Here is a 12,900-nt window from a genome sequence, read left to right as displayed (position 1 = left end):
GACCCTATGGCCAATCCCAGCGCTAGCGCCTATAACGCAGACGCCATCGAAGTCCTCTCGGGCCTTGACCCGGTCCGCAAGCGGCCGGGCATGTACACCGACACCAGCCGCCCCAACCACCTGGCCCAGGAAGTGATCGACAACAGTGTCGACGAAGCCCTGGCCGGTCACGCCCGCTCCGTGCAGGTCATTCTGCATGCCGACCACTCGCTGGAAGTCAGCGACGACGGCCGTGGCATGCCGGTGGACATTCACCCCGAAGAGGGCGTGTCCGGGGTCGAGCTGATCCTGACCAAGCTGCACGCCGGCGGCAAGTTCTCCAACAAGAACTACCAGTTCTCCGGTGGCTTGCACGGCGTTGGCATCTCGGTGGTCAACGCCCTGTCGACCCAGGTGCGCGTGCGTGTCAAACGCGACGGCAACGAGTACCAGATGACCTTCGCCGACGGCTTCAAGGCCAGCGAGCTGGAAGTTGTGGGTTCGGTCGGCAAGCGCAACACCGGCACCAGCGTGTATTTCAGCCCCGACCCCAAGTATTTCGATTCGCCGAAATTCTCCATCAGCCGTCTCAAGCACGTGCTCAAGGCCAAGGCCGTGCTGTGCCCAGGCCTGCTGGTCAGCTTCGAGGACAAGGCCAGCGGCGAAAAGGTCGAATGGCACTACGAGGATGGCCTGCGTTCCTACCTGGTCGATTCGGTCAACGAGTTCCAGCGCCTGCCCGATGAGCCGTTCTGCGGTAGCCTGGCCGGTAACAAGGAAGCGGTGGACTGGGCCTTGCTATGGCTGCCCGAAGGCGGCGACAGCATCCAGGAAAGCTACGTCAACCTGATCCCTACCGCCCAGGGCGGTACCCACGTCAATGGCCTGCGCCAGGGCCTGCTGGATGCCATGCGCGAGTTCTGCGAATTCCGCAACCTGCTGCCGCGCGGGGTCAAGCTGGCACCGGAAGACGTTTGGGAGCGCATTACTTTCGTCCTCTCGATGAAGATGCAGGACCCGCAGTTCTCCGGGCAGACCAAAGAGCGGCTGTCTTCACGCGAGGCGGCGGCATTCGTCTCTGGCGTGGTCAAGGATGCCTTCAGCCTGTGGCTCAACGCCCACCCTGAACTGGGCATGCAACTGGCGGAGCTGGCCATCAGCAATGCCGGCCGCCGCCTCAAGGCCAGCAAGAAGGTCGAGCGCAAGCGCATCACCCAGGGCCCGGCATTGCCCGGCAAGCTGGCCGACTGCGCCGGCCAGGACCCGATGCGTGCCGAGCTGTTCCTGGTCGAGGGTGACTCGGCCGGTGGCTCGGCCAAGCAGGCCCGGGACAAGGAATTCCAGGCCATCCTGCCGCTGCGCGGCAAGATCCTCAACACCTGGGAAGTGGACGGCGGCGAAGTCCTGGCCAGCCAGGAAGTGCACAACATTGCCGTGGCCATCGGCGTCGACCCCGGTGCCACCGACCTGGCGCAACTGCGCTATGGCAAAATCTGCATCCTCGCCGACGCCGATTCCGACGGCCTGCACATTGCCACGCTGTTGTGCGCGCTGTTCGTGCAGCACTTCCGTGCACTGGTCGAGGCCGGGCACGTGTATGTGGCCATGCCGCCGCTGTACCGCATCGACCTGGGCAAGGAAATCTACTATGCCCTCGACGAAGCCGAGCGTGATGGCATTCTCGACCGCCTGGTGGCCGAGAAGAAGCGCGGCAAACCCCAAGTCACCCGCTTCAAGGGTTTGGGCGAAATGAACCCGCCACAACTGCGTGAAACCACCATGGACCCGAATACCCGGCGCCTGGTGCAACTGACCCTGGATGACGTGCAGGCGACTTGCGAGCTGATGGACAAGCTGCTGGCCAAGAAGCGCGCCGGTGACCGCAAGAACTGGCTGGAAACCAAAGGTAACCTCGCCGAGGTCATGGTTTGATTCGTCTGCTTCTGGCGGCCTGGCTGGCGCTGGTTGCGCTGCCGGGCCTGGCGGGCGACTGGCCAGAGCTGAAGATGACTGCCGAGCACCCGATAGACGGTATGCGCGGTGGTAACCTGTCTGGTCTAGCAGTCTGCCGGGGGGCGTTATGGGGCGTGTCCGACCGCGACGATGACCGCATCTACCGCTTCGACCAGCAGAGCGCTACCTGGCGCGCGCAGGCGCTTGTCTTCACTGCGCCGCCGGTGCCGGAAAGCGGCCTGCCGTGGGGCCTGAAGTCACGCAACTGGGCGGCGTCGTACATTCGCGGCGGGGCGCTGGACTTTGAAGGCATCACCTGCGACCAGGCAAACAACCTGTACCTGGTCAGCGAGGCAAACGCTGCGGTGCTGCAACTGCCGCCCGAAGGTGAGCCCGACTGGCTCAAGATCGACCCGGCCATGGTCCGTCAGGCGCGGGCCAGTGGCATGCTGCTGAACTTCAATGCGCTGTTCGAAGGGCTGGCAATCAACCCGGCGGGTGACCGCCTGTGGCTGGCGGCCGAGCGCGAGCGCCGTGGTCTGGTGGCCATCGAACGGCAGCAGTCGGTATGGACCTGCGGGCGCGGTTGCGTGCTGCTGAGCGAGGCTGGGGTCGAGATGCAGCCGCCGCAAATGCCAGAGGCCCGGGCCCTGTCGCGCGACTTTTCCGACCTCGCCTGGTTCGAGGGCAAGCTGTTCACCCTTGAGCGCAACGCCTACCGGATATGCCGGCGGGACGCTGACAGCGGCGAGGTCGAGCGCTGCTGGTCGTTCGCCGCCGAGGCGCTGGAGCCGATGCGCCGCTACGATCAGCCGTTCGGCCTGGCCGAGGCGCTGGTGATCGACGGCAAAGGCGCCTGGGTTGGGTTGGACAACAACAACGCTGACCGTGCCGACGGCGAGCGGCGCCCGATCGTGTGGCGCTTCGAGGCACCTCAGGGCGGCTGGGGCGCCAAACCGTGAGCCAGGCACCGGGCAAGCGCGCAGGGCGGGTGCTGATGGTGCTTGCCTGGGCGGCTGCGCTGTTTCTGGCCACGCGCTTTTTCGGCCAGTGGGAAGACAGCCAACGTAACCCCAACCGCCAGGTGCAGTCGGAGCACGGCCAAGGTTTCATCGAGGTGCGCCTGCTGAGTAATGGCCAGGGGCATTTCGTGGTGGATGGCGCGATCAATGGCCAGGTGGTGCATTTCATGCTCGACACCGGGGCCACCGACGTCGCGATCCCCGAAGGGCTGGCCCGTGACCTGAACCTGGCGCGTGGCAGCCCGGTGCTGCTGAGTACCGCCAATGGCCGCACCGAGGGCTACCGCACGCGGCTGGCCAGCCTGCAACTGGGCGACATCCACCTGCAGAACGTACGCGCCATTGTCGTGCCGGGCCTGGATGGCCCCACCGTGCTACTGGGCATGAGTGCCCTGCAACAACTTGAATTTACCCAGCGCGGTGGCACCATGCTGCTGCGCCAGAACCTGAAATGACGAGGCCCGCATGAGCGACTCACTGGAACTCAGCCTGGACGGCGTAGAACGCCGCTCACTGGCTGACTTCACCGAACAGGCCTACCTCAACTACTCCATGTACGTGATCATGGACCGCGCCCTGCCGCATATCGGCGATGGCCTCAAGCCAGTGCAGCGGCGCATTGTCTACGCCATGAGCGAGTTGGGGCTCGATGCCGATGCCAAGCACAAGAAGTCGGCGCGTACCGTCGGTGACGTGCTCGGCAAGTTCCACCCCCATGGCGACTCGGCCTGCTATGAAGCCATGGTGCTGATGGCGCAGCCGTTCAGCTACCGCTACACACTGGTCGATGGCCAGGGCAACTGGGGTGCGCCGGACGATCCGAAGTCGTTCGCGGCGATGCGCTACACCGAGGCGCGGTTGTCCCGCTATGCCGAAGTGCTGCTCAGCGAAGTCGGCCAGGGCACCGTCGACTGGGTGCCCAACTTCGACGGCACCTTGCAGGAGCCCGCCGTGTTGCCGGCACGCCTGCCCAACATTCTGCTCAACGGCACCACCGGTATCGCCGTGGGCATGGCCACCGATGTGCCGCCGCACAACCTGCGTGAAGTGGCCAGCGCCTGCGTGCGCCTGCTCGACGAGCCCAAGGCCACCATCGAGCAGTTGTGCGAGTATATCCAAGGGCCGGACTACCCGACCGAGGCCGAAATCGTCACGCCGCGGGCCGAAATCCTCAAGATGTACGAAAGTGGCCGTGGCTCGATCCGCATGCGCGCCGTGTACCGCGTCGAGGACGGTGACATCGTTGTAACCGCGTTGCCACACCAGGTGTCGGGGGCCAAGGTGCTGGAGCAGATCGCGGCGCAGATGCAGGCCAAGAAGCTGCCGATGGTGGCCGACCTGCGCGACGAATCGGATCACGAGAACCCTTGCCGCATCGTCATCATCCCGCGGTCCAACCGTGTGGATGCCGACGAGCTGATGCAGCACCTGTTCGCCACCACCGACCTGGAAAGCAGCTACCGGGTCAACGTCAATATCATCGGCCTCGACGGCCGGCCGCAGCTGAAGAACCTGCGCACGATCCTGGTGGAATGGCTGGAGTTTCGTACCCATACCGTTCGTCGCCGGCTGCAGCACCGCCTGGACAAGGTCGAGAAGCGCTTGCACCTGCTGGACGGTTTGCTCACCGCGTTCCTCAACCTGGATGAAGTGATCCACATCATCCGCACCGAGGACCACCCCAAACAGGCGCTGATCGCGCGCTTCGGCCTGACCGAAATCCAGGCCGACTACATCCTCGAGACCCGCCTGCGGCAGTTGGCGCGTTTGGAGGAGATGAAGATCCGCGGCGAGCAGGACGAACTGCTGAAAGAGCAAGCCAAATTGCAGGCGCTGCTGGGCAGCGAGGCCAAACTGCGCAAGCTGGTGCGCAGCGAGCTGATCAAGGATGCCGAAACCTATGGCGACGACCGCCGCTCGCCAATCGTCGAGCGCGCCGAAGCCAAGGCGCTGTCGGAAAACGAGCTGATGCCGACCGAGCCGGTCACCGTGGTGCTGTCGGAAAAAGGCTGGATACGCTGTGCCAAGGGCCACGACATCGACGCGACCGGCTTGTCGTACAAGGCAGGCGACGGCTTCAAGGCCGCTGCTGCTGGCCGCTCCAACCAGTTTGCCGTGCTGATCGACTCGACCGGGCGCAGCTACTCGCTGGCCGCCCACAGCCTGCCTTCGGCGCGTGGCCAGGGTGAGCCGCTGACGGGGCGCCTGACGCCTCCGCCTGGGGCCACCTTCGATTGCGTGCTGCTGCCAGAGGACGATGCGCTGTACGTGGTCGCGTCCGACGCCGGCTACGGCTTTGTGGTCAAGGGTGAAGACCTGCAGGCCAAGAACAAGGCCGGCAAGGGTTTGCTCAGCCTGCCCAACGGCGCCAAGGTCATGACGCCGCGGCCGGTGGCTAACCGTGAGCAGGACTGGCTGGCGGCGGTGACCACCGAAGGCCGCCTGCTGGTGTTCAAGGTCAGCGACTTGCCACAGCTGGGTAAAGGCAAGGGCAACAAGATCATCGGTGTACCCGGCGACCGGGTCGCCAGCCGCGAAGAGTTCGTCACCGACCTGGCCGTGGTCGCCGACGGGGCGACCCTTGTATTGCAGGCCGGCAAGCGTACCCTGTCTCTGAAGCCCGACGACCTGGAACACTACAAGGGCGAGCGTGGCCGGCGCGGCAGCAAGCTGCCGCGTGGGTTCCAGCGCGTCGATAGCTTGCAGGTGGAAGTGCCGGCGTAACCGGTGGAAATGTCTGGAACGGCAATTACAGCGCCGTTCCGGGCAGAAACACTGGAGTCGGACGGTTATTTCGCGGATGATATGGCCCTTGCGGCGCCGGCGTGGTCGTGTGCCCGTTTGAATTTATATGTATCACTGCGGTGTGCCTGTAGGCAGCCGCCTGGATGGGATGATGAAATTTCTGCGCCTTCCACTTGCGCTGTTGATGACTGGCCTGCTGGGGCTGGGCGGGTGCACCATGCACCAGCCTGTCGCCTTGTACCAGCTCGACAGTGGTGATCCTGGCCAGCCGTCGCAGAGTGCGGGCATGGCCGTTGTACTCGGGCCGGTATCGGTGGCCGATTACCTGCAGCGCGAGACGTTCCTGCAGCGCCAGGCCGATGGCAGCCTGAGCGCGGCGACCGACGGTCGTTGGGCGGGTAGCCTGTCGTCGGACATCGACCAGTTGCTGGTGCGCCAGCTGGCCTGGCGCCTGGACAGCCAGCGAGTGGTACTGGCCCCGGCAACGGCCGGTTTCACGCCGGATGTACAGGTGCTGCTGTCGATTACCCGCCTGGACTCGGGCAAGGACCAACCGGCCATCCTCGACGCCCAGTGGCGCCTGCTGGACCGCCGTGGCCGCGTACGTGACAACCGTATCGTGCACCTCGAACAGCCACATGAGGGCAGCGAGTCGTCGCAGGTACAGGCCCAGGGCCAATTGCTGCAGAAGCTGGCCGAGCAGCTGAGCACGGCGGTGAAGCCGCTGGCCAACCAGCCGGCAATCGCTGAAGAAACGCCGAAAAAGCCGGCTGCACCGGTGCAGGTGAAGAAGGCGCCGGAAAAGTCCAGGATCCCGATGGCCTCGCCGATCCGCACCGATATGGAAGTCTATCGGTTCTGACCTAACCGCCAGGTGTAAAAAAGCCCGCGATGCTGCGGGCTTTTTCATGTCTGCGTCAAACCATTGCGAAGCTGGGCCCGGGCCCTGTAGGCGCGGCCTGGCGTTGCGAAGGGGCTGCGCGGCAGCCCCAGTGCCCAGCGCAGCCTGTCAGGCCCGACGCTCGTGCATGCGCGCCAGTTGCCGTTCCAGCATCGAAGGGTACGGTTCCAGCAGGCGCTCCACGCAGCAGGCGCCCTCAGGGCTGGCAATCGGGCGAATGCGTGCGCGCTGGCGAATCAGTGCGTCGTCGCTGATCTGCCGCTCTACCAGCAACAGGTTGCGGCTGTGCTGCGACAACGCCAGGGCATCCTGGGCTTTTTCGGCGATCAACACGTCTACCAGCTCCAGCCCGTGCAGATCGTTGCCCAATACCAGGCCCAGCTGCAATTGCAAGGTGATGCCGCTGTCGGCCACTTCGATCTGCAGGGCATGGCCCAGGGCGCGCAACAGCTCGCCGCAGCAGATTGCGTTAGTCAGGTAGTCCTCACCACATACGCGGCTGTGGAACAGCACCAGGGTGCTGCCATCGTTGAGTGTGTGCGTTTCGCCGTCGTACAGCGATGCCGCATGCTCCAGGCAGTCACGGTAACGCTCGGTCAGTTCGGTCAGGCGGGTACGCGGCAGACGGCGCAGTTGCTCCTGGGAGCCCAGCTGCACCGCGAGGATGGCGCTGAAGTGCGGTTCGTCGGACTCGTCTACCACTGCGGTTCTTGGTGCAGTGTCGTCGTCGAGCAGGCCGGCGAACGCTTCGTCATCTTCCTCGTCTGGCACTGCGGCGACCTTGGCGCGCGGCGCGGTCTTGGGTGCCGGGCTGGCGTGATGCGGGTCGTCGAACGGTTCATCGTCGTCTTCCTCAGGCTCTGGCTCCGGCTCTGGCTCCGGCTCTGGTGGCGGCGGTGGCGCCAGGCGCGCATGCAGCTGGCGGGCGATGTCGCCGATTTCATCCTGGCGGTCGGTGGCCGGGGTGTAGTACTGCGGGTCGCGCAGCCATACCCGCAACTGCAGCAATGGCAGGGTGATGTAGCGGCCCTGGCGCAAGCTGAGGGCCAAGGCCAGCGCCAGCAGGATGGCCGCCAGAATGCCCATGCTTTGCAGGCTGATCAGCATCGGCTGCTGGAATTGGCTCATGTCCAGGCTGATGCGCAGCTGCCCGGCAGCCACGTCCTGGAAGCTGATCTTGGTCTGGTACACGCCTTCGGCCTCGCCCAGCAGGCTATTGCGCGGGCGTTGCCCGGCTTCGGCGAGGATGCGGTTGTCCACGCTGTAGATGGCCGCGTGGGCCACCAGCGGGTTTTTCACCAGGTTGCCCAGCAGCACGTTGAGGCTGAGGATATCGTTGGCTACCAGCAGTTCGGTCGCCGAAGTGGCCGTTTGCGTGGTCAGGCTCTGGCCGAGGGCGTCGGCCTGCTCGTGCATGGCCTGCTTGAACTGCAGACCCATCACACAGGCGTAGATCACCAGTGCCAGCGCCACCAGGAAGATGTTGGTGCAGGCGATGCGCAGTGCCAGCGGCACGCGACGTTGACTCAGGGCACGATAGATCATCAGGAAGAAATTGTCTGGTTTGACGGGCGTGGGCCGGTTCACAGAGCTCGGCTCTTAATGGCAAGAAAGTGGGGGGAGTATAGCGAGCCGGGTTTTGTCGGCAAAGTATCGTTGGCGCCCGATGGTCATGGAAAGTCGGTAGAATGCGCATTTTTCATCGAAGTCGGAGCCAGGTTGTGCGCGAAATCGTCCTGATCAACATCACCGGTGAGGACCGTCCCGGTCTCACTGCGGCAATCACCGGCGTCCTGCTGCAGGGCGGTGTGAGTATCCTCGACATCGGCCTGGCGGTCATGCACGGCACCCTGTCGTTCGGCATCCTGGTCGATATCCCTGACAACGAAGTGGCAACTGCCCTGCTGCAGGGTGTGCAAGCCAAGGCCCACGAGCTGAACCTGCAGGCCCGTTATACGCCGATTTCCGAGGCGGATTACCAGCACTGGGCCGACGGCCATGGTGAGGCGCGCCATGTGGTGACCCTGCTCAGCCGCAAGATCACCCCCGAGCAACTGCAGCGGGTCAGTGCGGTGATCAGCCAGTACGGCCTGACGATCGAACGCATCGAGCGGCTGTCGGCCCGGGTGGCGCTGGACGCCGACACCGACAAGGGCAAGGCGGCGGTCGAGATATCCGTGCGTGGGGTGCCGAGCGATGACAAGGCCCTGCGTGCCGATTTCTTCGCCCTGGCGCAGGCGCTGAGCGTCGACATTGCCTTCCAGAAAGACGACCTGTTCCGCCGCAACCGCCGCCTGGCGGTATTCGACATGGATTCGACGCTGATCGAGGCCGAAGTCATCGACGAGCTGGCCAAGGCGGCTGGCGTGGGTGAGCAGGTGGCGGCGATCACCGAACGCGCCATGCGTGGCGAGCTGGACTTCCGCGCCAGTTTCAAGGAGCGCATGGCGCTGCTCAAGGGCCTGGATGTGGGCGTGCTGGACGAAATCGGCGCCTCGCTGCGCCTGACCGAAGGCGCGGAAAATCTGTTCGCCGAGCTCAAGCGCCTGGGTTACAAGACGGCCATCCTGTCCGGTGGGTTTACCTATTTTGCCCGCCAGGTGCAGGCGCGCCTGGGTATCGACTATGTGTTCGCCAACGAGCTGGAAGTGGTGGATGGCAAGGTGACTGGTGTGGCGGTCGAGCCGATCGTCGATGCCCAGCGCAAGGCCGAACTGCTGCAGAAACTGGCCAGCGATGAGGGCTTGCAACTGGAACAGACCATTGCCGTGGGCGATGGCGCCAACGACCTGCCAATGCTGGCACTCGCCGGCCTGGGCGTGGCATTCCGCGCCAAGCCGCTGGTGCGCCAGTCGGCCAAGCAGGCGATTTCTACTCTGGGCCTGGATGGCGTGTTGTACCTGTTGGGCTTGCGCGACCGCGACGCGCGCGGCTGATCCGGAAATTTGGGGCTGCTTTGCAGCCCTTCGCGGGCATGCCCGCGAAGGGCCGCAAAGCGGCCCAGGTTTTATCAGGCCATCAAGCCTGCACAGGCGCCGCCAGCTGCTGCCCCATGCGCACGGCAGAGCCGGCACCCAGGCTTTCGGCCCACTTCACCTGCTGCGGCCCGAACAACACGATGGCCGTCGAACCCAGCTTGAAGCGCCCCAACTCGGCACCTTTCTCCAGGTGGATCGGCGCACGGCTGGCGTCGTCGTATCGGAAGGTCTTCAGCTCACGCTTGGGCGGCGTTACCAGGCCGGCCCACACGGTCTCGATCGAAGCAACGATCATCGCACCCACCAGCACCACGGCCATCGGCCCGCGTTCGGTGTCGAACAGGCAGACCACCCGCTCGTTGCGGGCGAACAGCTCGGGCACGTTTTCAGCAGTGGTCTGGTTGACCGAGAACAGGCGGCCCGGCACGTAGACCATCTCGCGCAGGGTGCCGGCCAGCGGCATGTGCACGCGGTGGTAGTCCTTGGGCGACAAGTAGATGGTGGCAAACTCACCGCCCATGAACGGGGCGGCCAGCGCCGGGTCACCGCCCAGCAGCTCCTGCGCGCTGAAACCGTGGCCTTTGGCCTGGAAGATGCGGCCATGCTCGATCGGGCCAAGCTGGCTCACGGCGCCGTCGGCGGGGCACAGGATGGCGCCCGGGGTTTCATCCAGCGGGCGGGCGCCCGGCTTCAGGGCGCGGGTGAAGAATGCGTTGAAGTGCTCGTAGGCGCTCAGGTCTTCGACCAGCGCCTGGCTCATGTCGACCTGGTAGCGCTTGGCGAACCAGGCGGTGAAGGCGTTCTTGAACCAGCGCACGCGGCACTCGGCGACGCAGCCGGCCAGCCGCGACAGCAGGTGGTGCGGCAGCAGGTACTGGCTGATGATGAACAGACGGGATTTCATGCAGGTTCCTTAAACTTCTACAGGCGTGTCCGGGTGGTTGCCCCATTCGCTCCACGAGCCGGCATAAGCCTTGACGCGTGGGTAGCCGAGGGCCTTGGCCACCAAATAGGTGAAACCGGAGCGGCGGTGGGACTGGCAATGGGTAACCACCTCCTTGTCGGGGGTGATGCCCAGGCTTTGCAAAACTTCGGCGATATCCTTGCGGATGCGCAGGTGGTCGTTGAGGTCCATGCCGGCGGTCCACTCGAAGTTGACCGCACCAGGGATGTGGCCGCCCTTGGCCGACAACACTTTTTCGCCGTTGAATTCCTGTGGGGCGCGGGCGTCCCAGATCACCAGGTCATCGGCGCCCAGGCGGCTTTGCAGGTACTCGCGGGTGGCTGTAGGTGCAGTGTCGAGGTGCAGGTGCACCGGGGCGGTACTGGGTGCAGGCACTTCGGTGGACAGCTTGTCGGCTGGCCAGGCCTGGATACCGCCATTGAGGTAGTGGTAGCGCGTATGGCCGATCACGTCGAGCAGCCAGATGAAGCGCCCCGCCCAACCACCGCCTTCATCGTCATACACCACGTAGACGGCATCATCACGGTGGCCGAGTTCGCTGAACAGTTTTTCCAGTTCGCCCAGGGGCGGCAGCAGACCAGGGGCGGGTGGCTGGCCGAGCTGGGTACGCTTGCCCTCGACAAAGCGGGCGCCGGGGATATGCCCGCTGACATAGCGGTTGGCGCTGCTCAGGTCGACCAGGATCAACTGCGGTGAATCCAGGCGCGGCAGCAGGTCTGCAGCTTCGATCACCAAGGGCAGGCCGGAAAAGTCGGTCATCCACGGTCTCCAGAGTGGAAAGAGGAGCGATTGTAGCGCAAGGCTCAGGCTTTGCGGTTGGCGAACAGCGACAGTGCCCGCTCGATGCATTGCACGGTTTTGCCGAAGGCTTGCACGCTGATGTCGGCCATGGGCCTGCAAGCCTGGTCGGCCACCAGCAGCATGAGCACCTGATCGTTCACTGCCAGCGAGCGCAGCAGCACATGCTCACTGCGGAACAGGGCGCGCAGCGGGGCGGGCAGCAGCGCGGCGAACTGGCTGTGGTTCTGCGGGGTGATGCGCAGCTGCCCGGCCTGGCTCATCAGCTTTTGCAGCAGTTTGTTCTGCGCCACCTGCAGGGCGAGGCCCGCGGCCTCCTTGGGCAAGCCGGCGGTCTGCTGCACGCGCAGGGTGTCGGTGCTCTTGTCCAGGCTCAGCAGCATGATGCGTTGCATACCGCAGGCCAGCAGGGCCTCTTGTGCCTGGGTGGCCAGGTGCACGGTATTGGTGAACGGGCTGGGTTGCGCCAGCAGGTGCTGGCACAGTGTGCGCCAGCGCGCCAGCTCTTCACTGCTGGGCGGTGGCGCCGCCAGCATGTCTGGGTGCGGGCGGCGCTGGTGCCACGGCCATATCAGCGCCTCGGCCGGGTGGAACAGTGCATGCCGGGCATGGCGACGGGCGCTGGCGGCCGCCTGCTGGTGAACTTGCTGCTGCACGTCTTCCAGCGAAGTCTGCAGGTACAGGGCGGTCAGCAGCTGCCAGCGTAACAGGTGCGGGTTGTCCCAGCCGACCTGCGCCGCCAGGGCCAGGTTGTTGGCCAGCAATACGGTATTGGCCGGCTGGTTGAACCAGCGCCGCAGGCCGGGCTCTGCGTCCAGGCGGTGTTGCTGGCTGAGCAGGTCTTCGTCGCGGGCGATGCTCAGCACCTGGGCCAGTTGCTCGCGCTCTTCCAGCAGCAGGCGGTAACCCTGGGTCACCCACTGCGGCAGGCGCCAGTATTCGGCCGTGGTCTGGCACAGCGCCATTATGCGCACGCCAAACAGTTCTTCCTCGACATGGGCGGCCTCTTCACCCTTGTGGATCACCCGCAGCTCCCAGGTGTCGAGCAGCTTCGGGTAGGCCAGTGCCAGCGGCCAGAGGGGCGACAGGAACAGCAGGCTACCCCAGTGGATTTCCTGCCACAGCCGGGCCAGGCGGCTGGCGAACAGGCCGCTGGCCTGCTGCGCTGCGTGCTGGCTGATCATCTGGAACTGGCACAGAACCGGCGGGATTTCTTCAACAGGCACTGCCGGCAGGCGCTTGAGCAACAGCTCGCTGCGCTCCAGGCCGAGCCGGTTGAGGGCCACTTCAAGGCTTTCGGCCGGTTCGGCCATGCTGGCGTTGGTGGAGTGGTTGGCTTCACGCATCACCGACAACACCAGCGCCGGGCTATCTTGCATCAGTTCGGCGATGTCGCGCAGCGAGCGGCGGCTATCGTGGATGGCCGCCATGACCCGGTCGTAGCTGTGCTTCGGCACCGGGATGCGAACACTCTCGAGCAGCTTGACCCAGGCCTCTAGCGTTCGCGGAGCCTGAGCGGGCACCTTGGTTTCAATTGGCATTTTGACATCAGTCCGAACT

At 64.9% G+C, this 12,900-nt stretch carries 10 protein-coding genes; 6 read left to right on the top strand and 4 right to left on the bottom strand.

From position 1 onward, the window contains the following. Positions 1-6 precede the first annotated feature (6 nt). The 5 genes from parE (at position 7) to QME24_RS03585 (ending at position 6,561) form a co-directional block, all read left to right on the top strand. Positions 7-1,911: a DNA topoisomerase IV subunit B gene (gene parE / locus QME24_RS03605; RefSeq protein WP_009681328.1), complete on the top strand. Its 1,905-nt coding sequence runs from the start codon at positions 7-9 to the stop codon at positions 1,909-1,911. Next, complete coding sequence (locus QME24_RS03600) at positions 1,908-2,894, top strand: esterase-like activity of phytase family protein (protein WP_235768143.1); 987 nt, start codon at positions 1,908-1,910, stop codon at positions 2,892-2,894. Before parE ends, QME24_RS03600 begins: the two co-directional genes overlap by 4 nt. Continuing rightward, a complete protein-coding gene (locus QME24_RS03595; RefSeq protein WP_009681325.1) occupies positions 2,891-3,409 on the top strand; it encodes a TIGR02281 family clan AA aspartic protease in 519 nt (172 codons plus the stop codon). The genes QME24_RS03600 and QME24_RS03595 overlap by 4 nt, the downstream gene beginning before the upstream one ends. A gap of 10 nt (positions 3,410-3,419) precedes the next feature. Continuing rightward, positions 3,420-5,678 (top strand): DNA topoisomerase IV subunit A, encoded by a 2,259-nt coding sequence (parC, locus tag QME24_RS03590; RefSeq protein ID WP_280091885.1) that lies wholly within the window; start codon positions 3,420-3,422, stop codon positions 5,676-5,678. Between the two features lie 172 nt (positions 5,679-5,850). Beyond that, positions 5,851-6,561: a PqiC family protein gene (locus tag QME24_RS03585; protein ID WP_009681322.1), complete on the top strand. Its 711-nt coding sequence runs from the start codon at positions 5,851-5,853 to the stop codon at positions 6,559-6,561. 147 nt (positions 6,562-6,708) lie between these two features. Here QME24_RS03585 and QME24_RS03580 read toward each other — a convergent pair whose 3' ends face one another. After that, positions 6,709-8,187: an AhpA/YtjB family protein gene (locus QME24_RS03580; RefSeq protein ID WP_280091886.1), complete on the bottom strand. Its 1,479-nt coding sequence runs from the start codon at positions 8,185-8,187 to the stop codon at positions 6,709-6,711. A 134-nt stretch (positions 8,188-8,321) separates the two neighbouring features. Here QME24_RS03580 and serB point away from each other — a divergent pair, with 134 nt between their 5' ends. Then, a complete protein-coding gene (gene serB / locus QME24_RS03575; protein WP_280091887.1) occupies positions 8,322-9,536 on the top strand; it encodes a phosphoserine phosphatase SerB in 1,215 nt (404 codons plus the stop codon). A gap of 82 nt (positions 9,537-9,618) precedes the next feature. Here the strand turns inward: serB and asd are convergent, their stop codons facing one another. Genes asd through QME24_RS03560 form a run of 3 tightly spaced genes read right to left on the bottom strand, consistent with a single transcriptional unit; the run spans position 9,619 to position 12,881 of the window. Next, positions 9,619-10,482 (bottom strand): archaetidylserine decarboxylase, encoded by an 864-nt coding sequence (gene asd / locus QME24_RS03570; RefSeq protein ID WP_029887865.1) that lies wholly within the window; start codon positions 10,480-10,482, stop codon positions 9,619-9,621. Positions 10,483-10,491: 9 nt separating this feature from the next. Further along, positions 10,492-11,301: a rhodanese-like domain-containing protein gene (locus QME24_RS03565; RefSeq protein WP_009681317.1), complete on the bottom strand. Its 810-nt coding sequence runs from the start codon at positions 11,299-11,301 to the stop codon at positions 10,492-10,494. A gap of 44 nt (positions 11,302-11,345) precedes the next feature. Further along, a complete protein-coding gene (locus QME24_RS03560; RefSeq protein ID WP_280091734.1) occupies positions 11,346-12,881 on the bottom strand; it encodes an HDOD domain-containing protein in 1,536 nt (511 codons plus the stop codon). Positions 12,882-12,900: the final 19 nt, after the last annotated feature.

It is taken from the genome of Pseudomonas sp. PARCl1 (assembly GCF_947311875.1).
In the GTDB taxonomy this organism is placed as follows: Bacteria; Pseudomonadota; Gammaproteobacteria; order Pseudomonadales; family Pseudomonadaceae; genus Aquipseudomonas; species Aquipseudomonas juntendi.
Note: the sequence above shows the minus strand (reverse complement) of the source record. Positions and strands in the feature narration are given on the sequence as shown.

Excerpts from the sequence above, each read along its gene's own strand:
- parC (WP_280091885.1), top strand. The coding sequence starts at position 3,420 with ATGAGCGACTCACTGGAACTCAGCCTGGACGGCGTAGAACGCCGCTCA.
- QME24_RS03585 (WP_009681322.1), top strand. The coding sequence starts at position 5,851 with ATGAAATTTCTGCGCCTTCCACTTGCGCTGTTGATGACTGGCCTGCTG.
- QME24_RS03565 (WP_009681317.1), bottom strand. The coding sequence starts at position 11,301 with ATGACCGACTTTTCCGGCCTGCCCTTGGTGATCGAAGCTGCAGACCTG.
- QME24_RS03560 (WP_280091734.1), bottom strand. The coding sequence starts at position 12,881 with ATGCCAATTGAAACCAAGGTGCCCGCTCAGGCTCCGCGAACGCTAGAG.
- asd (WP_029887865.1), bottom strand. The coding sequence starts at position 10,482 with ATGAAATCCCGTCTGTTCATCATCAGCCAGTACCTGCTGCCGCACCAC.
- parE (WP_009681328.1), top strand. The coding sequence starts at position 7 with ATGGCCAATCCCAGCGCTAGCGCCTATAACGCAGACGCCATCGAAGTC.